This is a genomic window from Methylobacterium sp. D54C (assembly GCF_053345595.1).
Window position 1 is genome coordinate 63,014 of sequence record NZ_JBKFAK010000018.1, and the last position, 22,487, is coordinate 85,500.

Sequence of the window (22,487 nt, forward strand, 5' to 3'; positions counted from 1 at the left end):
CCGACGGCGGGTTCCCTCGACTCAGCGGCCGATCCCGAGGCCGCGCTGGGCGCCGGCCGGGCCGCGCACCTCGCAGGATTCCAGCGCCGCGGCGAGGCGCGCCGCGCTGGCCGCGGACCCGTAAGACAGGTTGAGGACAGTGGAGAGGATCCCGACGCTCACGAGCACGCCGAGGGCGGCCGCGCCGAGCAGAACGGCGGTGATCAGCCTGTTGCGCCGCAGGTCCGCCGTCAGCGCCCCGATGAGGTCCCGGTTGTGTTCGGCGAGACCGTTCCGCGCCGCCACCAGCTCGTTGTACATGTTCGTGATGGCGTTGGTGGACATGTACACCAGCAGCAGGTGGACGACGAAGTCGTCGTCCGTCGTGGTGTTGAGGGCGGCCGCGATCCGCACGGCGAGCTGACGCTCCCAGGGCTGGAGATCGCGGCCGTGGACCGACCGGTAGAACCGCTCGAGGTTGGTCACGGCCGGAGGGCATCCCGCCACGCCGTGTGGAAGTTGCGCCGCAGGCGGCGGCCCTCGACCCGCAGGCGCATCGGCGCGCTGTTCGCCAAGGCCTGCCAGGTCGTGTTCTGCACCCGCAGGGCCTCGATCAGCCGCTCGCCGATCCGCTCGATCTCGATGACGCGAAAGTTCGACTGCTTCCGCAGGGATCGCACGAGGTCGGACGATTCGAGATAGTCGAAATTGGTCGCCTGGGCGGTGTTCTTCGCCAGGATCGCCCGGTCGCACTCGATCAGCATGGGCCGGAGCTCGCGCAGGACCTCCAGGGCTGTGGGATCCACCGCGCCGGCCGCGACGACCACGGCGAGGCGGACATTCGCCTCCCGGCAGCTCTCCACGATGATCTCGGTGCAGCGGCGGGTCGTCTCGGTGTCGCCGGCCGGGAAGTCGACTACGACGAGGCGCTCGGCCGCCTCGGTCACGCGCTCGATCAGGTCCTGGCACAGGGTCGGGTCGACGCGGCCCGTGCTGTCCTCGGCGCGCAGCCGCTGCCGGATGGCGGTGATGCCGGGACGGCGCGGGACGAAGTTGTCGCTGCCGGGCGTGGTCTCCTGCATGAGTGCCGTGTGGAAGTGCCGGTTGGCCGGGTCGGTGTCGATCGCCAGGACCGGACCGACCTCCGCGCAGAGATCGGCCACCTGGAGGGCGATGGTTGTCTTGCCGACGCCGCCCTTGCCGCCGAGGCAGAGCACGAGAACCTTCGCGGCGGCGCCCAGGAGATCGCGCTGGATGTCCTGGATCTCGTCCGGGCTGTACCAAGCCGGAACCTTGCTCTGCGTCGTGTCGGTCATGCGGTGTCTCCTTGCTGATACGCGCGGGGTGGGCGCCGGACGCGCGCGCTCCGCGCGCGGCACCGGGCTGCGGGATCTCAGGGGTTCACGGGCTCGGGCCGGGCCGCACGGCCCGCGTGGGCGGGACGCGGCGCGCGCGGGCTCGACGGCGCGCCCGGGATGCCGGTCGCATCACGCGCGGGATCCGGTCGCGCACGGGTCGGCAGAGGCGCGGCCACTCCGTGCTCGAGGCCCGGATGTGGACGGCCGACGCTCGGGTTCCGCGATGACGTCCGTCGCCACGATCTGCACTCCGTTGCTGATCCGCTTCGCCGACGGCCCCGGCCGCAAGTCTTCATCGCCGCGGCCGAGGGCCATGCATGATCATACTCGGACCTAGGGAGGACGCAAGCCGCGAAAAATCGGATCTTTTCTCGACGAATGCTCTAGAATGAGATCGTTAATGAAGATTTATATTTATATAAGGTGCAATTATGAGCGAAGTACGACTATTATATCTGGATGAATACACAACATCCTGGACATCGTCCGCAATTCGATCGATTCGGCCGGCCGGAATCCGCGCGGGTCATCTGGGATGCGGGCCTTGCCCGGCCCTGTCGGCGGTGACCCGGTCGTCACCGCACCGCGGCGAGGGGCGCGAACACGTCGATGAGGCCGTTCACCAGGATCTGGGTCCCGACGCACAGGAGCAGGAAGGCGAAGAGGCGGCCCATCACCCGGGCGCGGGCCGGGCCGATGAAGGCGACGACCCGGTCGGCGGAGGCGTAGAGAACCGCGACCGTGGCGGCGACCGCGAGGGCCGCCAGCGTGACGCCGATGTAGAAGCCGAAGCGCTCCGCGTAGGCCTCCGGCCGGTTGGCCCCCAGGGTGATGGCGACCGCGATCGTCCCCGGCCCGGTGGTGAACGGGAGCGTCAGGGGGAAGAAGGCGATGTCGGAGAGGGGGCCGGGCGCCGGGTCGCCCGGCGGCTCCGCGGGGGCCGGGCCGCGGCCCGCCGACCCGGAGGCCTCGGCCTGCTTGCGCGCCTCCCGGGCCTCGGGCCGGTTCAGCTGGGTCCAGGCCGACGACATGACCACGAGGCCGCCGGCGATGCGCAGCGCGCCCAGGGTGACGCCGAAGAAGTTCAGGATCGGCGTGCCGGCCCAGAGGGCGCCGAGCATCACCAGGGCGGCGTAGACGCCGATCCGGCGCGACAGCAGCACGCGCTCGGCGTGGCTGAAGGCGCCCGCCACCTGCGCGAAGATGAAGGCGCCCCCGACCGGGTTCACGATCGAGAACAGCGCCGACAGGGCGAGCAGGAACTGCTGGGTGGTGAAGTCGAGGCTCATCGGGGTCAGCCCGGGGAGGGGGCCGGCACCAGCACCCGGGCCGGCGCGAGGCGGCGGGCGCGCCGCACCTGCTGGACGGCCACCGGCCGGTACAGCTGCTTCGTCGCGTCGACCACGTGCAGGCCCGCGAAGGGCAGGGACAGGCCGGTGCCGAGCCACTCCCAGGCGGGCCCGGTGCGCAGCATCAGGCGCGAGCGGGCCGGCGGCATGTACAGGGTCTCGGCCCAGCTCACCGGCGAGAACAGCGTGTCGCGCATGAGCCGCCCGAGCTGCGAGCGGCTGTAGGGCTGGCCGTGGCCGAAGGGCGTCGCCTCCCGGCGGGCCCAGACGCCCCGGCGGTTGGGCACCACGAGGATCATGCGGCCGCCCGGCGTCAGGGTGCGCCAGACCTCCTGCAGCAGCTCCGTCGGGCTCTCCACCGATTCGAGGGCGTGGACCAGGATGACCCGGTCGATGGCGGCCTCCGGCAGCGGCATCATGGTGGGGTCGGCGAGCGCCGCGCAGGAGCGCCCGGTGCCCGGCCAGTTCACCACGCCCTGCGAGGCCGGCATGAAGGCGAGGGTGCGCTCGGCGATGCAGTGGACCGGCCCGAGATACGGCGTCGCGTAGCCGATCCCGAGGACGCGCAGCCCCGAGACCGAGCCGAGGAAGTCGTGGAGCGCGCGGCCGACCACGCGGTGCGTCGTGCGGCCCAGAGGGCTGGCGTAGAAGGCCCGCAAGCCGTTGACGTCGAGGCGCATGGAGGGACAGGAGATCGCGGACGGAACGGTCGTCGTAACCAATGGTGAGCCGCGCGCCGCGCGGCAAGCGCCGGAGGAACCTCGCCGGACCATCACCTGTTCACGGCAACAGTTTTCGCGCCGCTTCGCGCCCGTTCGCGTTCTTGGGAGACTCCGTCCGATGGCCGCCGAGACCGAGATTCGCACCTTCCTCTGCCGCAGCGACAACATCGGCGTGCTGATCCGCGATCCGCAGACCGGCGCCTGCGCGGCGATCGACGTGCCGGAGGCCGGACCGGTCCTCCGGGCCCTCGACGAGACCGGCTGGCGGCTGACCGACATCCTCGTGACCCACCGGCACGCCGACCATGTCGAGGGTATCCCGGAGGTGAAGCGGGCGACCGGTGCCCGGGTGGTCGCCCCCGCCAGGGCCGGCGACGCGGTCCCGCAGGTGGACGTGACCGTGCGGGAGGGCGACACGGTCACGGTCGGCAGCCTCGGGGCGCAGGTCTGGGAGACGCCGGGCCACTGCGCCGACCACGTGACCTACTGGTTCGCGGAAGCCGGCCTCGTCTGCGCCGGCGACACCCTGTTCACCCTCGGCTGTGGGCGCGTGATGGAGAGCCCGCCCGAGACCCTCTACCGCTCCCTGCGGCGCTTCGACGACCTGCCCGACGCGACGCGGGTCTTCAGCGGCCACGACTACGTACTCTCCAACGCGCGCTTCGCCCTGGCGGCCGATCCGGACAACCCGGAGCTGAGGAAGCGCCTCGCCGAGGCCGAGCGCGCCCAGGCGGAGGGGCGGTTCCTCATCCCTTCGACCATGGGTGCGGAGCGGGCGACCAACCCGTTCCTGCGCAGCGGGCAGCCGGCCCTGGCGCGATCCGTCGACCTTCCGCCGGAAAGCGATCCCGAGGCGGTGTTCGTCGCCTTACGGGCGTGGAAGAACCGCTTCTGACGCAGGTGATAACGAGAAAAATTTGTTGCCTTCTCAAGGCAAACTGACACATAGGGGTGTTTAAGCGGTCCTAATCCGCTCAGGTAACCGGGCTCCCGGGGGGAAGCCGTAACGTCAACGCGAAGCGCCGGGACGCTTCAGCCGGTATGATGGGGGTCCGTCTCGCCCTACCACCTGTCCACTTCCCGCCTTCCGCTTCCTTTCCTCAAGCCAGAGTCCGACGGGTCCAAGGAGGAGGCGCTCAGCGCCAAGGCCAAGATCACCGTCGCCGACGCCGAATCCGGCACACTCCGCGAGAGCGGTGAGGCGGCCAGTCCCGCCCGCCCGCGGGCGCCGGTCGCGGCCGACGTGCGGCTCCTCGGGATCGCCACCGAGCACCTCTCGCGGCTCGGGCCCAAGCGCGTGACGGTCGTGGCCGTCGCCGCCGAGGCCGGCATGACGCACGCGAACGTGTACCGCTACTTCCCGTCGAAGGACGCGCTCCTCGACGCGGTGGCGGGCCGCTGGCTGCGCGAGGTCGAAGCCCGGCTCGCCGGCATCGCCGACGCGCCCGATCCCGCCGACGACAAGATCGAGCGCCTCCTGACCGCCCTCGCGACGGTCCAGCGGGACGCCCTGTTCGACGAGCCGAACCTGTTCGCGGTCCATCTCGACGCCACCGTCTCGGCACGGCCGATCGCCCGGCGGCACCGCGTGCGGCTGCGCAGCCTCGTCGAGCGCGTGGTCGAGGAGGGCATCACCTCCGGGATCTTCTCGGCCCGGGACCGGGAACGGGCGATCGCCTACATCTTCGACGCGAGCTACCGCTTCACGCATCCGCTAGCGATCCAGCACGATGCCGAGGTGCCGCGCGACCTGATCGAGGCCCGGTTCGGGGCCGTCATCCACGCGATCCAGCGGGTCCTGCGCTCCGGCATCCTCTGATCCGGCGCGCACCCACAGGCTCTCTCGAAGGCCCGGACAGACCGTCCGGGCCTTCGTCGTTCGTGCGCCCTCCCGCGCCGCACGCCGCCCGCCGCGACCCGAAATGACAGGATTTCAGATCTGTCATCACGGCTTCGCGGCCGTCCGGCGCCAGGGTGCACTGCACCTAAAACACTCGCGACGTTGACGTTTCGGAGGCACCGTCGGGACGCCCGAGGGCGATCCGACGGCCCGGACGCGCCGCCCGCGCGGCCCTCATCGGGTTGAAGCCACGGTGCTTTTCGGCCACACAGCCGCGCAGATTTCAGAGTGGCGAATCCGGCCTCGAACCCTGACGGACGAGCGGCTCCGGCCTCGCGCAACGCATCACCAAAGTCGAACGCAGCGGAGACACATCCGACATGGCTCGCAACAAGATCGCGCTCATCGGCGCCGGCCAGATCGGCGGCACCCTGGCCCTTCTGGCCGGCCTCAAGGATCTGGGGGACGTGGTGCTGTTCGACATCGTCGACGGCGTGCCGCAGGGCAAGGCGCTGGACATCGCCGAGGCCGCCCCGGTCGAGGGCTTCGACGCGACCTACGCGGGTGCCAGCGACTACGCCGCCATCAAGGGCGCCGACGTGGTGATCGTGACCGCCGGCGTGCCGCGCAAGCCCGGCATGAGCCGCGACGACCTGATCGGCATCAACCTCAAGGTCATGCAGGCCGTCGGCGAGGGCATCAAGACCCACGCGCCGGACGCCTTCGTGATCTGCATCACCAACCCGCTCGACGCCATGGTGTGGGCGCTGCAGAAGTTCTCGGGCGTCCCGACCAACAAGATCGTCGGCATGGCCGGCGTGCTCGATTCGGCGCGCTTCCGCCACTTCCTCGCCGAGGAGTTCAAGGTGTCGGTGGAGGACGTCACGGCCTTCGTGCTCGGCGGCCACGGCGACGACATGGTGCCGCTGACCCGCTACTCGACGGTGGCGGGCGTGCCGCTGACCGACCTCGTCAAGCTCGGCTGGACCACCCAGGAGAAGCTCGACGCCATGGTCGACCGCACCCGCAAGGGCGGCGGCGAGATCGTCAACCTGCTCAAGACCGGCTCGGCCTTCTACGCGCCCGCCGCCTCCGCCATCGCCATGGCCGAGAGCTACCTGCGCGACAAGAAGCGGGTCCTGCCCTGCGCCGCCTACCTCGACGGCCAGTACGGCGTGAAGGGCATGTTCATCGGCGTGCCGATCGTGATCGGTGCCAACGGCGTGGAGCGCGTGCTCGAGGTGACCTTCGACGCGGCCGAGAAGACCATGTTCGACAAGTCGGTCGCCTCGGTGACGGGACTCATCGAGGCCTGCAAGGGCGTCGACAGCAGCCTCGCCTGACCGGTAAGCGGATACCGGGCAGCGCGTAGCGGTCGGAGATTCGAATCTCGATCACTCGATTTCTCTACGCGCCGCCCGCTGCCACCTATTCGCTCCTCCTTACGAGGCTCCGATGAATATCCACGAATATCAGGCCAAGGCCGTGCTGAAGGAGTTCGGCCTGCCCGTCTCCCGCGGCGTGGCCATCTTCAACCCGTCGGAGGCCGAGGCCGCCGCCAAGGAGCTCGGCGGCCCCGTCTGGGTCGTGAAGAGCCAGATCCACGCGGGCGGCCGCGGCAAGGGCACCTTCAAGGGCGCGCCCGAGGGCGCCAAGGGCGGCGTGCGCGTCACCAAGTCGATCGACGAGGTCAAGCAGTTCGCCGGCGAGATGCTCGGCCAGACGCTGGTGACCATCCAGACCGGCCCGGCCGGCAAGCAGGTCAACCGCCTCTACATCGAGGAGGGCGCCCAGATCGCCGAGGAGTTCTACCTCTCGATGCTGGTCGACCGCGCCACGGGCGGCGTCGCCTTCGTGGTCTCCACCGAGGGTGGCATGGACATCGAGGCGGTCGCCCACGACACGCCCGAGAAGATCCACACGATCGCGGTCGACCCGGCCACCGGCGTGATGCCCCACCACGGCCGCGCCGTCGCCAAGGCGCTGGGCCTGTCGGGCGCCCAGGCCAAGGAAGCGGCCGCGCTGACCGAGAAGCTCTACGCGGCCTTCGTGGCCAAGGACATGAGCCTCCTGGAGATCAACCCGCTGGTGCTGACCGCCGACGGGCACCTCAAGTGCCTCGACGCCAAGATGGCCTTCGATTCGAACGCCCTCTACCGGCACGCGGACATCATGGCGCTCCGCGACGAGACCGAGGAGGACGCCAAGGAGATCGAGGCGTCCAAGTACGACCTCGCCTACATCGCGCTCGACGGCACGATCGGCTGCATGGTCAACGGCGCCGGCCTCGCCATGGCGACGCTCGACATCATCAAGCTCTACGGCGAGGAGCCGGCGAACTTCCTCGATGTCGGCGGCGGCGCCTCGGAGGAGAAGGTCACAGCGGCGTTCAAGATCATCACCGCCGACCCGAACGTGAAGGGGATCCTCGTCAACATCTTCGGCGGGATCATGAAGTGCGACGTGATCGCCAACGGCGTGATCGCGGCCGTGAAGGCGGTGGGCCTGCAGGTGCCGCTGGTGGTGCGCCTCGAGGGCACCAACGTCGAGCAGGGCAAGGCCATCATCCGCAATTCCGGCCTCAACGTCATCCCGGCGGACGACCTCGACGACGCCGCCCAGAAGATCGTCGCCGCCGTGAAGGGAGCCTGATCATGTCGGTGATGATCGACGCCAACACCAAGGTCATCTGCCAGGGCTTCACCGGCAAGAACGGGACCTTCCACTCCGAGCAGGCCATCGCCTACGGCACCAAGATGGTCGGCGGCACGAGCCCAGGTAAGGGCGGCTCCAGCCATCTCGGCCTGCCGGTCTTCGACACGGTCGCGGAGGCGCGCGAGGCCACCGGCGCCGAGGCCTCGGTGGTCTACGTGCCGCCGCCCGGTGCCGCCGACGCGATCTGCGAGGCGATCAGCGCCGAGGTGCCGCTGATCGTCTGCATCACGGAGGGCATCCCGGTGCTCGACATGGTGCGGGTGAAGCGGGCGCTGACGGGCTCGAAGTCGCGCCTCGTCGGGCCGAACTGCCCCGGCATCGTCACCGCCGGCGAGTCGAAGATCGGCATCATGCCGGCCAACATCTTCCGGCCCGGCTCGGTCGGCATCGTGTCCCGCTCGGGCACGCTGACCTACGAGGCGGTGTTCCAGACCTCCAATGCCGGCCTCGGCCAGACCACGGCGGTGGGCATCGGCGGCGACCCGGTGAAGGGCACTGAGTTCATCGACGTGCTGGAGCTGTTCCTCGCCGACCCGAAGACCGAGTCGATCGTGATGATCGGCGAGATCGGCGGCTCGGCCGAGGAGGAGGCGGCCCAGTTCCTCAAGGACGAGGCCAAGCGCGGGCGCAAGAAGCCGATGGTCGGCTTCATCGCCGGCCGCACGGCGCCTCCGGGCCGCCGCATGGGCCATGCCGGCGCGATCATCTCGGGCGGCAAGGGCGGCGCCGAGGACAAGATCGCCGCCATGGAGGCCGCGGGCATCCGCGTGTCGCCGTCGCCGGCCCGGCTGGGCTCGACGCTCGTCGAGGTGCTGAAGGGCTAAAGGCCCGCGCGCCTGCGTCGCGGCCATCGCAGGGCTGCGACGCCCATATCGGGCGTGCAGACGATCTCAGCGGGGCGGTCACCCGCCCCGTTTCGGTTCGAGGGCGCTCCGCCGCGCTGACGGGGAGCCCGGAGGGCAGGGGAGCCTGCCCGCGCGATCAGGATGGACGCACCATGGCACGCCAGGACGTGAACGAAGCGCTCCTCGAAACCTCGTTCCTGTACGGCGCCAACGCCGCCTACATCGAGGAATTGCAGGCGGCCTACGCCCGCAACCCGTCCTCGGTGGATCCGGAGTGGCAGACCTTCTTCAAGGGGCTCGGCGAGGACGAGACCCTGGTCGAGAAGAACGCCGCCGGCGCCTCCTGGGAGAAGCCGCACTGGCCGGTGCCGCTCAACGGCGAGCTGGTCTCGGCGCTCGACGGCAACTGGGGCGCCCTGGAGAAGGCGATCGGCGACAAGATCGTCGCGCGGGAAGCCAAGGAGCCCAAGCCCGGCAAGCCGCAGGACAGCGTCACCGCCACCACCGGCGTGTCGGTGGAGCAGGCGACCAAGGATTCGGTGCGGGCGATCATGCTGATCCGCTCCTACCGGATGCGCGGCCACCTGCACGCCAAGCTGGACCCGCTGGGGCTCGCGCCGCGGGGCGACCACGAGGAGCTGCACCCGCAGCATTACGGCTTCACCGAGGAGGCCGACTGGGACCGTCCGATCTTCCTCGACAACGTCCTCGGCCTGCAGTTCGGCACGGTCCGCGAGATCGTCGGCATCCTGGAGCGGACCTACTGCCAGACGCTCGGCGTCGAGTTCATGCACATCTCGGATCCCGCCGAGAAGGCGTGGATCCAGGAGCGCATCGAGGGCAAGGACAAGGAGATCTCCTTCACCCCCGAGGGGCGCCGCGCGATCCTCAACAAGCTGATCGAGGCCGAGGGCTTCGAGAAGTTCCTCGACCTCAAGTACACCGGCACCAAGCGCTTCGGCCTCGACGGCAGCGAGGCGATGATCCCGGCGCTGGAGCAGATCATCAAGCGCGGCGGCGCGCTCGGCGTGCGCGAGATCGTGCTCGGCATGGCCCATCGCGGCCGGCTCAACGTGCTCACCAACGTGATGGCCAAGCCCTTCCGGGCGGTGTTCCACGAGTTCAAGGGCGGCTCGGCCTCCCCGGCCGAGGTCGAGGGCTCGGGCGACGTGAAGTACCACCTGGGCGCGTCCTCGGACCGCGCCTTCGACGGCAACAACGTCCACCTGTCGCTCACCGCCAACCCGTCCCACCTCGAGATCGTCGACCCGGTGGTGCTCGGAAAGGTCCGCGCCAAGCAGGACCAGTGGGCCAAGCCCAACATCGAGCGCCGCACGGTGCTGCCGCTCCTGATCCACGGCGACGCCGCCTTCGCGGGCCAGGGCGTGGTGGCGGAGTGCTTCGGCCTGTCGGGCCTGAAGGGCCACCGCACCGGCGGCTCGGTCCACTTCATCATCAACAACCAGATCGGCTTCACGACCGATCCGCGCTTCTCCCGCTCCTCGCCCTACCCGTCCGACGTCGCCAAGATGGTCGAGGCGCCGATCTTCCACTGCAACGGCGACGATCCGGAAGCCGTCACCTTCGCCGCCAAGGTCGCGGTGGAGTACCGGCAGAAGTTCGGCAAGCCGGTCGTGATCGACATGCTGTGCTACCGCCGCTTCGGCCACAACGAGGGCGACGAGCCGGCCTTCACCCAGCCGAAGATGTACCAGCGGATCCGCAAGCATCCCTCGGTGCTGGAGAGCTACGGCCGCAAGCTCGTCGAGAACGGCTCGGTGACCCAGGAGGCGCTCGACGCCCGCAAGGCCGAGTTCCGCGGGATGCTCGACAGCGAACTCGACGTCGCCAACAACTACAAGGCGAACAAGGCCGACTGGCTCGACGGCCGCTGGTCCGGCGTGAAGGCCGTGCACGAGGACGTGGACGACCCGCGCCGCGGCCGCACCGCCGTGCCGGCCGGGACCCTGCAGGAGATCGGGCGCAGGATCACGCAGGCGCCGCCCGGCTTCCACCTGCACCGCACGATCCAGCGCTTCATGGACAACCGCGCCAAGGCGGTGGAGACGGGGGTCGGCATCGACTGGGCGACCGCCGAGGCCCTGGCCTTCGGGGCGACGCTCCTCGACGGCAACCGGGTCCGCCTGTCGGGTCAGGACGTGGAGCGCGGCACGTTCTCGCAGCGCCACGCGGTGGTGATCGACCAGGAGAACGAGCAGCGCTTCACGCCGCTCAACGCCATCCGCGAGGGGCAGGCCGCGATCGAGATCATCAACTCGATGCTCTCCGAGGAAGCGGTGCTCGGCTTCGAGTACGGCTACTCGCTCGCCGAGCCGAACGCCCTGGTCCTCTGGGAGGCCCAGTTCGGCGACTTCGCCAACGGCGCCCAGGTGGTGATCGACCAGTTCATCGCGTCCGGCGAGCGCAAGTGGCTGCGCATGTCGGGCCTCGTGCTGCTGCTGCCGCACGGCTACGAGGGCCAGGGGCCCGAGCACTCCTCGGCCCGCCTGGAGCGCTACCTCCAGGCCTGCGCCGAGGACAACATGCAGGTCGCCAACGTCACGACGCCGGCGAACTACTTCCACATCCTGCGCCGGCAGCTGAAGCGCGACTTCCGCAAGCCGCTGGTGCTGATGACGCCGAAGTCGCTGCTGCGCCACAAGCGCGCCGTCTCGAACCTCGACGCGCTCGCCGAGGGCTCGACCTTCCACCGCGTCCTCTGGGACGACGCCGAGGAGGAGGGCGCGCAGAACAAGCTCGTGCGCGACGACAAGATCCGCCGCGTCGTGCTGTGCTCCGGCAAGGTCTACTACGACCTGCTGGAGGAGCGGGAGAAGCGCGGCCTCAACGACATCTACCTGATGCGCGTCGAGCAGCTCTACCCGTTCCCCCTGAAGGCGCTGGCCAACGAGATGGCCCGGTTCCGCAACGCCGACGTGATCTGGTGCCAAGAGGAGCCCAAGAACATGGGCGCCTGGTCCTTCGTCGAGCCCTACCTCGAGTGGGTGCTCGGCCAGGCCGGCTCCGCGGTGAAGCGCGCCCGCTACGTCGGCCGTCCGGCCTCCGCCTCGACGGCGGTCGGCCAGATGTCGAAGCACCAGGCGCAGCTCCAGGCCTTCCTCAACGAGGCCCTGGCGGTCTGATCGTCCGGCCATGGCCTACTTCCTGCTCCGCCTGGAACCGCCCCGCCCGAGCTTCCCGTTCGACGCGACGGAGGCCGAGAAGGCGCTGTTCTCGGCGCATTCCGGCTACTGGATGGAGCAGGCGGCCGCCGGCACCGCCATCGCGGTCGGACCCGTCTTCGAGTCCGGCGGCACCTGGGGCCTGGCCCTGGTCGAGGCCGACGACGCGGCCCGGGCCGAGGCGCTCGGCGAAGCAGATCCCGTCCTGATGGCGCAGGCAGGCTTCCGGTACACCGTCTCGCCCGTTCCATCCCTGATCCTGCGGCGCTGACGTCGCGGCCCGACATCCAGAGGAGGCCCCCCGCGGGGCAGAAGAGAGCATGGCAACCGACATCCTCGTCCCGACCCTCGGCGAATCCGTGAGCGAGGCCACGATCGGCCGCTGGTTCAAGAAGCCCGGCGACACGGTCGCGGCCGACGAGCCGATCGTCGAGCTCGAGACCGACAAGGTCACCCTGGAGGTGAACGCCCCGGCGGCCGGCGAGCTCGGCGAGATCCTGGTCAAGGACGGCGAGACCGTGGAGCCCGGTGCCCTGCTCGGCTCGATCGTCGAGGCCGGAGCCGGCGGCGGCACGGCCAAGAAGGCCGCCCCGAAGGAGAGCGCCGAGACCAAGGCCGAGAGCCGGAGCGAGGCCCCGAAGGCCGCCGCGCCCGCGAAGGCGGAGGCCCCGGCCCAGGAATCGTCCGCCGGCTACGGCAACCACGGCGATGCCGCCGCCCCCGCGGCCCAGCAGCGCCCGGTCGGCGACAACGGCCCGGCGGTGGCCAAGCTCGCCCGGGAATCGGGTGTCGACCCGTCGTCGGTGAGCGGGTCCGGCAAGGACGGACGCGTCACGAAGGGGGACATGCTCGGCGCCATCGCCAAGGGGCCGGCCCCGTCGGCGCCCGCCAAGGAGGCCCGTCCGACCCTGCCGCGCGCCCCCTCGGCGCCGGACGACGCCGCGCGCGAGGAGCGCGTGCGCATGACCAAGCTGCGCCAGACCATCGCGCGCCGCCTGAAGGACGCGCAGGACACCGCGGCGATGCTGACGACGTTCAACGACGTCGACATGTCGGCCGTGATGGCGATGCGCAGCCAGTACAAGGATATCTTCGAGAAGAAGCACGGCACGAAGCTCGGCTTCATGGGCTTCTTCACCAAGGCGGTGATCGGCGCCCTCAAGGACGTGCCGGCGGTCAACGCCGAGATCGACGGGCAGGATCTCGTCTACAAGAACTACTACCACATCGGCATCGCGGTCGGCACCGATAAGGGTCTCGTCGTGCCGGTGGTGCGCGACGCCGACGACCTGTCGATCGCCGGCATCGAGAAGAAGATCGCCGGCTTCGGCAAGAAGGCCCGCGACGGCAAGCTCTCCATCGAGGAGATGCAGGGCGGCACCTTCACGATCACCAACGGCGGCATCTACGGCTCGCTGATGTCGACGCCGATCCTCAACGCGCCGCAGTCGGGCATCCTCGGCATGCACCGCATCGAGGAGCGCCCGGTGGTCCGCGCCGGCAAGATCGAGGCGCGGCCGATGATGTACCTCGCCCTGTCGTACGACCATCGCATCGTCGACGGTAAGGAGGCCGTGACCTTCCTGGTGCGGGTCAAGGAGGCGCTGGAGGATCCGGCGCGCCTCGTGCTAGACCTCTGAGGCAGCCATGTCGAGCGCTGAGAACAGGGTCGCGATCGTCACGGGCGGCAGCCGCGGCATCGGCCGCGCGGTGGCGCTCCTCCTGGCGGAGCGCGGCTACGCCGTCTGCCTGAGCTACGTGTCGGACGCCGCCGCCGCGCAGGGCGTGGTGGACGCGATCGCGGCCAAGGGCGGACGGGCGCTCGCCGTGAAGGGCGACGTCGGCAACGAGGCCGACGTCATCGCCCTGTTCAAGGCGGCCGACGGCCTCGGCCGCCTCGCGGCGCTCGTCAACAATGCCGGCGTGGTCGACGTGAAGTCGGACGTCGCCGACATGAGCGTCGCCCGCCTGCAGCGCATGATGACCACCAACGTGGTCGGCAGCTTCCTGTGCGCGCGGGAGGCGGTGCGGCGCATGTCGATCAAGCGCGGCGGGGCAGGGGGCGCGATCGTCAACCTGTCCTCGGTGGCGGCGCGCCTCGGCGGCCCCGGCCAGTTCGTGGACTACGCGGCCTCCAAGGGCGCCATCGACTCGCTGACGATCGGGCTTTCCCGCGAGGTCGCCGCCGACGGCATCCGCGTCAACGCGGTGGCGCCCGGCATCATCGCCACCGAGATCCACGCCAGCGGCGGCGAGCCGGACCGGGTCGAGCGTCTCGGCCCCGGCGTCCCGATGAAGCGGGCCGGCACCGCCGAGGAGGTGGCCGCACCGATCGTGTGGCTCCTCTCGGACGAGGCCTCCTACACCACGGGCGCCATCCTCGACATCGGCGGCGGCCGCTGAGGCCAAGCCCCACCTGACATTCCCTGCCCGTCTCGCACGCGGCACGACCGAGCGGAAGCGAAGCCTCATGTCCTACGATCTCGTCGTCATCGGCACCGGCCCCGGCGGCTACGTCTGCGCGATCCGCGCGGCGCAGCTCGGCCTGCGGACCGCGGTGGTCGAGAAGCGCGCGACGCACGGCGGCACCTGCCTCAATGTCGGCTGCATCCCGTCCAAGGCCCTTCTGCACGCGTCGGAGGCCTTCGAGGAGGCCAACACGCACTTCGCCGATCTCGGCATCGACGTCGGCACGCCGAAGCTCGACCTCAAGAAGATGATGGCCTTCAAGGCCGAGGGCGTCGCCGGCAACACCAAGGGCGTCGAGTTCCTGCTCAAGAAGAACAAGGTCGACACCTTCCACGGCACCGGCCGGATCGCCGGCGCCGGCCGCGTCGAGGTCATCGCCGAGGACGGCGGCAACCAGATGCTCGAGACGAAGAGCATCGTCATCGCGACCGGCTCGGACGTGGCGCGCCTGCCCGGCGTCACCATCGACGAGAAGGTCGTGGTCTCCTCCACCGGCGCCCTGGAACTCGACCGGGTGCCGAAGAAGCTCCTCGTCATCGGCGCCGGCGTGATCGGGCTGGAGCTGGGTTCCGTCTGGCGCCGGCTCGGCTCCGAGGTGACCGTGGTCGAGTATCTCGACCGGGTGCTGCCGGGCATGGACGGCGAGGTCGGCAAGCAGTTCCAGCGGATCCTGACGAAGCAGGGCATCGCCTTCAGGCTGTCCACCAAGGTGACGGGCGTCGAGGTCGGCAAGAAGGGCGGCGCGACGGTCACGGTCGAGCCGGCCGCGGGCGGCGCGGCGGAGACGCTGCAGGCCGACGTGGTCCTCGTCTGCATCGGCCGGACGCCCTACACGGAGGGCCTCGGCCTCGACACGGTCGGTGTCCAGCGGGACGACAAGGGCCGGATCCTCACCGATTCCCACTACGCCACCAACGTCACCGGCATCTACGCCATCGGCGACGTGATCGCCGGCCCGATGCTCGCCCACAAGGCCGAGGACGAGGGCGTGGCGATCGCCGAGATGCTGGCCGGCCAGTCCGGCCACGTGAATTACGGCGTGATCCCGAACGTGGTCTACACGTTCCCGGAGGTCGCCTCGGTCGGCAAGACCGAGGAGGAGTTGAAGAAGGACGGCGTGGCCTACAACGCCGGCAAATTCCCCTTCACGGCCAATGGCCGGGCCAAGGCGAACGGCACCACCGACGGGTTCGTGAAGGTGCTGGCCGACGCCCAGACCGACCGGGTACTCGGCGTGCACATCGTGGGCGCGGATGCCGGCAACCTGATCGCCGAGGTGGCGGTCGCGATGGAGTTCGGCGCCTCGTCGGAGGACATCGCCCGCACTTGCCACGCGCACCCGACGCTGACCGAGGCCGTCAAGGAAGCCGCGCTGGCGGTCAACAAGCGCGCCATCCACGTCTGACGGGCCAGGCCACGGCTGCGCGGATTGCTACCTCGGCGGGCTCGACCGCCTGCGCGAAGGCCCCCTCTCTCGTGCGGGAAAGGGGGCCTTCGCGTTCCGTCACACACCGCACGCCTCGAACCTGACTGGCCCGCAGAGCGACGACCCGGCGCGGGGTCAGGCGATCTTGCGCCTGGAATTCGGCAGGTCGGCGATCCGCAGCAGCGCGCTCGGCGCGGGCGGGGCCGTCAGGGCGTTCAGCAGATACGGCCGACGCAGGCCCAGCGCGTTGTGCAGGGCGAGGTCGATGTCGCGGGCGTAGAACGGCATCCGCAGCACGGCGTCGACGCCGAAGTAGCGGCCGGCCTGAGCGACGGGCTCCAGCTCGGACGTGGTCAGCAGGGTGATCCGGGTCGGGAGGCCGAGGGGCTGGATCTGGCAGGCCAGTTCGAGCCCGTCGATGCCGCCGAGCTTCACGTCGATGAAGGCGAAGTCGTAGGCGGCGAGCTTCAGCTGCTTGAGGGCGTGGCGGCCGTCATCCGTCTCGTCGAGCTCGATCGCGAACCCGCTGCGCGCCACGACGCGGCTGATGGCCGACCGCCCGGCCGGAGTCGAGCAGGCGAGCAGGGCCCGGGTCGGTGCGCGACGGCGGGCATCCGCGTGGAGCAGCGGCTCGATATGGCTCGGGTCGAGGGGCGTCTTCAGGACTTCGTAGGCGCCGAGGCTCGTGGCGATCTCCTGCCAGTGCGGCAGCACGCGGGTCGCCACCAGTACCAGGCACGGGGGCTCCGCACCCGCCCGGCGCGCGACGGCGACGGCTTCGGGGCCGCTGAGATCGTCGAGCTGCATTCCCACGAAGGCCAGGGTGGGACGGTGGCGGAGGAGGATGTCGCAGAGCGCCTGACCCGAGGTCGCCTCATCGATCACCGCGCTGGGATCGAATCGCAGGACGATCTCTCTCAGGGAGGCGCGGCGGCCCGGATCGCAATCCGCGATTACGACACGTGCCGGCGCCCTCCCATCCTGAAGATCCATGACGCCCGCCCAACCCCATCCCGTTCGTTGCCCATATTGGCTGAAGATCGTGACGAAGCTCTTAAAGAGCGGGATTCTGCACTGGGCGAACCGGAAGACGCGCCTATAGACGATGATGAAGGCTCTCGAAGTCGAAGTTTTTAGCAATCTTGCTCAATGGCCAGCCCGCGGATGGGCCGCTGCGTAGGCACTCATGAGGCGGGCGGCGTCGACCTGCGTGTAGAGCTGCGTCGTGGAGAGCGAGGCGTGGCCCAGGAGTTCCTGGATCGCCCGGAGTTCGCCCTGGCGCGCCAGGAGATGGGTTGCGAAGGAATGCCGCAGGGCGTGCGGTGTGGCGCTCTCGGGCAGGCCCAGAGCGCCGCGGGCGCGCGCGACCGTGTACTGGATGATGCGCGGCGAGAGCGGGCCGCCCCGGGCACCGAGAAACAGCGGTCCCTCCGGCGGCAGCGGCAGGGGACAGGCGGCGACGTAGTCCGCCACGGCCTGCGCCACGACGGGCAGGATCGGCACCATGCGCTGCTTGCCGCCCTTGCCGAGCACGGTGACCTGATCGACCCCGGGCAGGGGTGCGTCACGGCGGGTCAGGCCCAGGGCCTCGGAGATGCGCAGCCCCGCGCCGTAGAGCAGCGCCAGCACGGCGGCGTCCCGGGCGAGGACCCAGGGCTCCCGCTCCTCGCCGGCGCGGATCGCGGTATCGGTCAGCGCCACCGCGGCGGAGACGGGCAGGGGACGGGGAAGCCGCCGCGGAACCTTGGGCGAGCGCACGCCGCCCAGGGCCGAGACGGTGCCGAAGCCCTCGCGCTCGAGGAAGCGGGCGAAGGAGCGCAGGCCTGCCAGCATGCGCATCAGCGAGCGCCCCGAGACCTCGTCGCCCCGGCGCGCGGCCATGAAGCCGCGGATGTCCCGCACCTTGAGCCCGATCAGCATCGGGATCGTCGGTGTCCCCTGACGGGACGCGAGGTGGTGGAGGAACTGGCGAAGGTCGCGCCCGTAGGCCTCGACGGTGTTGGACGACATCCGCCGCTCCCGCGCCAGCGCCTCGATCCAGGCCAGGACGGCGTCGCGAAGGCGGGCGTCACCCGGAAACAGCAGCCGGTCGCCCTGGGTCTCGTGCGTGCTCGCGTGCGTGCTCATGGCGACACTCGACCGGATCCGCGTTGCCGGGAGCTTAATGCCGGTCGCCGTCCGCCCCCAGGGCCGGGCTCGTGCCGCGCGGCGCGCCGTGCCAAGCTGACCCGATGAGCCTCCTCGCCTACGCGGCCGCCGCCCTCGCCGAGATCGCCGGCTGCTTCGCGTTCTGGGCCTGGATGCGGCTCGGACGGTCGGCCTGGTGGACGCTTCCGGGTCTCGCCTCGCTGGCGGCCTTCGCGGCCCTGCTGACCCTCGTGGACAGCCCGGCGGCGGGGCGCACCTTCGCGGCCTACGGCGGCGTCTACGTGGCGGCCTCGGTCCTGTGGCTGTGGCTCGCGGAGGGCCAGCGGCCCGACCGCTGGGACCTCGCGGGCAGCGCGGTCTGCCTCGCCGGAACGGCGCTGATCCTCCTCGGCCGCCGGGGGTGACAGCGGCGCGGCAGCGCACCGTGCCGGGACGGCCACAGGTGGCAACCTCCGCGGCCGGAACCTTGGTGAAACCAAGCGTTCACGATACGTACGGCAGCCTCGGGCCGTTCACCGAGCCGTGGAGCCCCATGACCAGCCCCGTCCGCATTCTCGGCATCGATCCCGGACTCCGCCGCACCGGCTGGGGCCTGATCACCGCGCAGGGTACGAAGCTCACCTACGGCGATTGCGGGGTCGTGACCTCGGACGGGGAGCTTCCGCTGGCACTGCGCCTGCGGGAGCTGTTCGAGGGGATCGGCCGCGTCGTCGAGGCCGTGCGGCCCGACGAGGTCGCCGTGGAGGAGACCTTCGTCAACAAGGACGCCCAGGCGACGCTCAAGCTGGGCCACGCGCGGGCGATGGCGCTGCTCGTGCCGGCCCTCACCGGACTGCCGGTGTTCGAGTACGCCCCCAACCTCATCAAGAAGACCGTCGCGGGCTCCGGCCACGCCGAGAAGGTGCAGATCCAGGCGATGGTCCGCTTCCTCCTGCCGAAGGCCGAATTCCGCGTCGCGGACGCCGCCGACGCGCTGGCCATCGCGATCACCCATGCCAGTCACCGGGACGCCCACGCCCTGCGGCAGGCGCACCTTCCGGGGGGCAAGCGCCGCTCGCTCACCGGTCAGGCGGCCGCGGGACAAGGGCTCGAGGGGAAGGGCTTCTCGGCCGCCGCGGCCGCGCGCATCGAGGCCGCGCTGGCGAAACAAGGCTGACGGGATCGGGAAGAACTTGGTGGGGGAAGTAGGACTCGAACCTACGAAGCTTACGCAGCGGATTTACAGTCCGCCCCCTTTGCCGCTCGGGACATTCCCCCAAGGCGGGCATCGCCCGCGGCGCCCTTATGGTGAGGGGTGGGCCGGGTGTCAACGCTTATGGTGGACCGATCCGCCTCGCCGGACGCGGCAATCGTGGAGAGCGGGACGGTTTCGCTCGGCGTCGCCGCGATCCGGGCGGCCGCGCTTGCCGAGTCGACCCACTTCCGGCCTCGCGGTGCCCGCGGCTCCGCCATTGGGACGAAAACGCGAACGTTCCGCGACTCCGGGGATTCACAAAGGAATCCGGATCGGCCACGGTGTGCCGATGTCGCCCTGCTTCGCCGGCCCTTGACCCGTCCCGCCCCGTCCCTGCGGTCGCACCAGCGCACGCTGATGGCCCTGGTCGCGGCCATGGCGAGCGGGGAGGCGGCCCATGTCCGGAAGATCCTGGCGGCGGTCACGCCGGGCGGGGGCAAGTCGCTGCTGCCGGTCATCGCCGCGCACCGGCTGATCGAGGCGGGGCTCGTCGAGCGCGTGGTCTGGGTGGTGCCGCGGGATTCCCTGCGGCTGCAGGCCGAGGAAGCCTTCGCCGACCCGCTGTGGCGCGCGGCCTTCGGGCACGCCCTCAGCGTCCGGGCCGCCGACAACGAGCGCGATCCGGCGCGCGGTCTGGCCGGCTACGTCACCACCTATCAGGCGGTCGCCGCCGCCCCGGCGCTCCACCTCGCGGAGGCGCGGGCGCACCGCACCCTGCTGGTGGTCGACGAGGTTCATCACCTGCCGGTCCCCGGTCGCCCGGGCGCCGACGAAGCCTCCGCGGAGGATGCCGAGGCGGGGGCGTGGTCCCGCGCGATGCTGCCCGTCATGGAGGCGGCGACCGTGCGCCTGTACCTGTCCGGGACGCTGGAGCGGGCGGACGGGCGGCGGATTCTCGGACTGCCCTACCAGCCCGCCGCGCCCGGCCGCGGACCGGAACTCGATCTCGACGCGACCGGCCTCGCGGTCATCGGCTACTCGCGGGCGCAGGCGCTGGCCGAGCGGGCGGTGCTGCCGGTGACGTTCGGCGCCCTCGACGGCGAGGCGAGCTGGCTGGAGGGCGGCCGGATCGCCGGCGACAGCCCGCGCGTCGGGCCGCACCGACTCGGCGCGGGCGCGGTCCGGATCACCACCCGGCCGGCGCTGTTCACTGCCCTGCGGACCGGCTTCGCCCGCGACCTTCTGAGCGAGGCGTTCTTCGCCACGAAGCGCCTGCGCGCCCGGCGCCGGGCGGAGCGCGATCTCCCGCCCGGCGAACCGGCCCGGGGGCTCGGCAAGCTCCTCGTGGTGGCGCCCGATCAGGCGAGCGCGCGGGCCTATCTCGCGACCCTGCGCGACTGGATGCCGGCCGGGCAGGGCGCGCGCGATGTCCGTCTCGCGACCTCCGGCCAGGGCGACGCCCACGCGGCTCTGGCAGCGTTCCGGCTCACGCCGGAACCGGCCGTGCTGGTGACGGTGGCGATGGCGTACGAGGGGCTCGACGCCCCGGAGGTCGCGGTGGTCGCGGCCCTGACCCATATCCGCTCCCGGCCCTGGCTCGAGCAGATGCTCGCCCGGGCCACCCGGGTCGATCCCCATGCCGGCCCCTACGACGGGCAGCAGGCAGTGATCTTCCACCCGGACGACCCGCTCTTCGCCCGGTTCCGACTGGAACTCGAGACTGAGCAGGGCAGCAGCGTCCGGCCGCCCCGCGAGCGGCCGGCCAGCGCCGTCGTGCCGGAGCGGACCCGCTGGCGCGACGACGAGCCGGGCGGGATCACGCCCCTGGAGAGCAACGCGATCGGGATGCGCTACGCCCTGCTGCGCCCGCGCCTCCCCGAACCGGTCGCCGCGGCGCCCGCGCCCGAACCGCCCTCCGTCACCGAGCGGACCCTGCGCCAGCGGCTCGCCGCCGCGGTGGCCGCCCAGGCGGTCGAGGACGAGACCTCGCTGCGCGTGCCCCGCGGCGGCAATCTCGCCCACCGCTACAACGCCGTTCTCAAGCGCGTGCTCGGCAAGGGCCGCGCGACCATGACCCTCCCGGAGCTGGAGGCGGCCCTGTCGTGGCTCGAGCGCAACCGCCTCTCCGACCATCTCGACCGCCTCGACGGCGATGCCCGCTACGCGTGGTCGGCCCGGCAGCGCCGCGGGCGCTGGCAGCCGGAGCGCGCCGCCGGCCGCTGAAACGCCCGGGAAGGAGACAGCCGTGACCGAGAGCCTCCCCGCCGCCTTCGCCGCGACACTCGCCGCGTCCGAGCCGCCGAGCGTCTGGGACGCCCCGCTCGCCGCGCTCTGGTGGCTCGCCCGGGACGCGTCCGGCCCGGCCTCCGCCGCCTGGGAGCGGGCGCACCGCCTCGTCCAGGACGCCGGCGGGTCCGACGCGGCCTGGGTCCACGCCCATCTCCACCGGGTCGAGGGCGACGACGGCAACGCGCGCTACTGGTACGCCCGCGCGGGCCGCCCGGTCCCGGACGGCACGCTCGCGGAGGAGCGGGCCGCGCTCGTCCTCGCCCTCTGGCCGAGGTCGTGATCGCTCCGGGCCGCGCCGCGCCGACCGTCCCGAGCCTGCCGAATCGCGGAACGCCAAGGCTCACAGCCAGTTGAATGGCCGCCCGACGCGGAGATCGGGCCTCGATTATCGGAGCGGATCCATGAGCCTCCTCGGCAGCATCGTCAGCAAGATCCTCCATCCGTTCGGTGGCGGCACCGCGGACGCCGCGCCCGCGCCCAACGCCGGCTCCGGCGGCCAGGCCGGCACGAGCACGCCCTCCACGTCGGCCCCCGGCTCGGCCGGCGGCAGCGAGCCCGTGGACGTCGCGGCGGTGCTCACCGGCCTCGCCGAGAAGAACCCGCAGACGCTCGACTGGCGGCACTCGATCGTCGACCTGATGAAGCTGCTGGGCCTCGATTCCGGCCTCGCCGCGCGCAAGCAGCTCGCCGACGAGCTCCACTACACCGGCGACAAGGACGATTCGGCCAGCATGAACATCTGGCTGCACAAGCAGGTCATGCAGAAGCTCGCCGAGAACGGCGGCAAGGTTCCGGACGATCTGAAGCACTAGGTCATCGATTCCGGGATCGACGAGGCTCGCCGCGGACGGTCTCGACCGGCGCCGCGGCGAGATCGTTTCTTGACCACGTCGTGCGCCGGCGGTGCGCATCGGCGGCGACACTTGCGGAGGGGGCCTTGCGGCGCCTCCGTGTTTATCGGTCACATGACCCGCGTCACGCAGCGCCGAAT

At 71.0% G+C, this 22,487-nt stretch carries 21 protein-coding genes and 1 tRNA gene; 15 read left to right on the forward strand and 7 right to left on the reverse strand.

From position 1 onward, the window contains the following. Positions 1 to 21: 21 nt before the first annotated feature. From ACLBYB_RS24925 to ACLBYB_RS24940, 4 genes are all read right to left on the reverse strand, one after another. Positions 22 to 465, reverse strand: a complete 444-nt coding sequence (locus ACLBYB_RS24925; protein WP_447700391.1) for a hypothetical protein — start codon at positions 463 to 465, stop codon at positions 22 to 24. After that, positions 462 to 1,295, reverse strand: a complete 834-nt coding sequence (locus ACLBYB_RS24930) for a nucleotide-binding protein (protein ID WP_091979515.1) — start codon at positions 1,293 to 1,295, stop codon at positions 462 to 464. The genes ACLBYB_RS24925 and ACLBYB_RS24930 overlap by 4 nt, the downstream gene beginning before the upstream one ends. Positions 1,296 to 1,912: 617 nt before the next feature. Beyond that, positions 1,913 to 2,626, reverse strand: coding sequence for a MarC family protein (locus ACLBYB_RS24935; RefSeq protein WP_447700392.1), 714 nt, complete (start codon positions 2,624 to 2,626; stop codon positions 1,913 to 1,915). A gap of 5 nt (positions 2,627 to 2,631) precedes the next feature. Continuing rightward, positions 2,632 to 3,366 carry a class I SAM-dependent methyltransferase gene (locus tag ACLBYB_RS24940; protein WP_042671901.1) on the reverse strand — a complete coding sequence of 245 codons (735 nt, stop codon included), beginning with the start codon at positions 3,364 to 3,366 and terminating at the stop codon, positions 2,632 to 2,634. Positions 3,367 to 3,526: 160 nt separating this feature from the next. Here ACLBYB_RS24940 and gloB point away from each other — a divergent pair, with 160 nt between their 5' ends. From gloB to lpdA, 10 genes are all read left to right on the forward strand, one after another. Further along, entirely contained in the window at positions 3,527 to 4,303 is a 777-nt protein-coding gene (gene gloB, locus ACLBYB_RS24945) for a hydroxyacylglutathione hydrolase (protein WP_447700393.1), read from the forward strand. 348 nt (positions 4,304 to 4,651) lie between these two features. Further along, positions 4,652 to 5,227: a TetR family transcriptional regulator gene (locus ACLBYB_RS24950; RefSeq protein WP_012317921.1), complete on the forward strand. Its 576-nt coding sequence runs from the start codon at positions 4,652 to 4,654 to the stop codon at positions 5,225 to 5,227. A 401-nt stretch (positions 5,228 to 5,628) separates the two neighbouring features. After that, the gene (gene mdh / locus ACLBYB_RS24955) at positions 5,629 to 6,591 is read left to right on the forward strand and encodes a malate dehydrogenase (protein WP_042671902.1); all 963 of its coding nucleotides are present in this window, start codon (positions 5,629 to 5,631) and stop codon (positions 6,589 to 6,591) included. 112 nt (positions 6,592 to 6,703) lie between these two features. Beyond that, a complete protein-coding gene (gene sucC / locus ACLBYB_RS24960; RefSeq protein WP_020093726.1) occupies positions 6,704 to 7,900 on the forward strand; it encodes an ADP-forming succinate--CoA ligase subunit beta in 1,197 nt (398 codons plus the stop codon). A 2-nt stretch (positions 7,901 to 7,902) separates the two neighbouring features. Continuing rightward, on the forward strand, positions 7,903 to 8,787 hold the full coding sequence (gene sucD / locus ACLBYB_RS24965) for a succinate--CoA ligase subunit alpha (RefSeq protein WP_010685286.1): 885 nt from the start codon (positions 7,903 to 7,905) through the stop codon (positions 8,785 to 8,787). Between the two features lie 173 nt (positions 8,788 to 8,960). Beyond that, a complete protein-coding gene (locus tag ACLBYB_RS24970) occupies positions 8,961 to 11,951 on the forward strand; it encodes a 2-oxoglutarate dehydrogenase E1 component (RefSeq protein ID WP_447693107.1) in 2,991 nt (996 codons plus the stop codon). Between the two features lie 10 nt (positions 11,952 to 11,961). Beyond that, the gene (locus tag ACLBYB_RS24975) at positions 11,962 to 12,261 is read left to right on the forward strand and encodes a YciI family protein (RefSeq protein WP_042671905.1); all 300 of its coding nucleotides are present in this window, start codon (positions 11,962 to 11,964) and stop codon (positions 12,259 to 12,261) included. A 49-nt stretch (positions 12,262 to 12,310) separates the two neighbouring features. Further along, positions 12,311 to 13,630 (forward strand): 2-oxoglutarate dehydrogenase complex dihydrolipoyllysine-residue succinyltransferase, encoded by a 1,320-nt coding sequence (gene odhB / locus ACLBYB_RS24980; RefSeq protein WP_020093729.1) that lies wholly within the window; start codon positions 12,311 to 12,313, stop codon positions 13,628 to 13,630. A gap of 7 nt (positions 13,631 to 13,637) precedes the next feature. After that, positions 13,638 to 14,393: an SDR family oxidoreductase gene (locus tag ACLBYB_RS24985; RefSeq protein WP_020093730.1), complete on the forward strand. Its 756-nt coding sequence runs from the start codon at positions 13,638 to 13,640 to the stop codon at positions 14,391 to 14,393. Positions 14,394 to 14,460: 67 nt separating this feature from the next. Continuing rightward, entirely contained in the window at positions 14,461 to 15,864 is a 1,404-nt protein-coding gene (gene lpdA / locus ACLBYB_RS24990; protein WP_091681247.1) for a dihydrolipoyl dehydrogenase, read from the forward strand. A 156-nt stretch (positions 15,865 to 16,020) separates the two neighbouring features. Here lpdA and ACLBYB_RS24995 read toward each other — a convergent pair whose 3' ends face one another. After that, on the reverse strand, positions 16,021 to 16,770 hold the full coding sequence (locus ACLBYB_RS24995) for a response regulator (protein WP_020093732.1): 750 nt from the start codon (positions 16,768 to 16,770) through the stop codon (positions 16,021 to 16,023). Between the two features lie 261 nt (positions 16,771 to 17,031). After that, positions 17,032 to 18,012 carry a tyrosine recombinase XerC gene (locus tag ACLBYB_RS25000; RefSeq protein ID WP_447700394.1) on the reverse strand — a complete coding sequence of 327 codons (981 nt, stop codon included), beginning with the start codon at positions 18,010 to 18,012 and terminating at the stop codon, positions 17,032 to 17,034. Between the two features lie 104 nt (positions 18,013 to 18,116). Between ACLBYB_RS25000 and ACLBYB_RS25005 the strand changes: the two genes are divergently transcribed. Continuing rightward, the gene (locus tag ACLBYB_RS25005) at positions 18,117 to 18,437 is read left to right on the forward strand and encodes a YnfA family protein (RefSeq protein WP_012317932.1); all 321 of its coding nucleotides are present in this window, start codon (positions 18,117 to 18,119) and stop codon (positions 18,435 to 18,437) included. Positions 18,438 to 18,565: 128 nt separating this feature from the next. Then, complete coding sequence (gene ruvC, locus ACLBYB_RS25010; RefSeq protein WP_447700395.1) at positions 18,566 to 19,189, forward strand: crossover junction endodeoxyribonuclease RuvC; 624 nt, start codon at positions 18,566 to 18,568, stop codon at positions 19,187 to 19,189. Between the two features lie 17 nt (positions 19,190 to 19,206). Here ruvC and ACLBYB_RS25015 read toward each other — a convergent pair. Next, positions 19,207 to 19,290, reverse strand: a tRNA-Tyr gene (locus ACLBYB_RS25015). 289 nt (positions 19,291 to 19,579) lie between these two features. On the opposite strand from ACLBYB_RS25015, the gene ACLBYB_RS25020 reads away from it, so the two are divergent. The 3 genes from ACLBYB_RS25020 to ACLBYB_RS25030 all read left to right on the forward strand — a co-directional run bounded on the left by ACLBYB_RS25020 (position 19,580) and on the right by ACLBYB_RS25030 (position 22,308). After that, positions 19,580 to 21,430: a DEAD/DEAH box helicase gene (locus ACLBYB_RS25020; protein WP_447700396.1), complete on the forward strand. Its 1,851-nt coding sequence runs from the start codon at positions 19,580 to 19,582 to the stop codon at positions 21,428 to 21,430. A gap of 22 nt (positions 21,431 to 21,452) precedes the next feature. Continuing rightward, on the forward strand, positions 21,453 to 21,776 hold the full coding sequence (locus tag ACLBYB_RS25025) for a hypothetical protein (RefSeq protein WP_042671911.1): 324 nt from the start codon (positions 21,453 to 21,455) through the stop codon (positions 21,774 to 21,776). A gap of 121 nt (positions 21,777 to 21,897) precedes the next feature. Then, entirely contained in the window at positions 21,898 to 22,308 is a 411-nt protein-coding gene (locus tag ACLBYB_RS25030; RefSeq protein ID WP_091681242.1) for a DUF3597 domain-containing protein, read from the forward strand. Positions 22,309 to 22,487 lie beyond the last annotated feature (179 nt).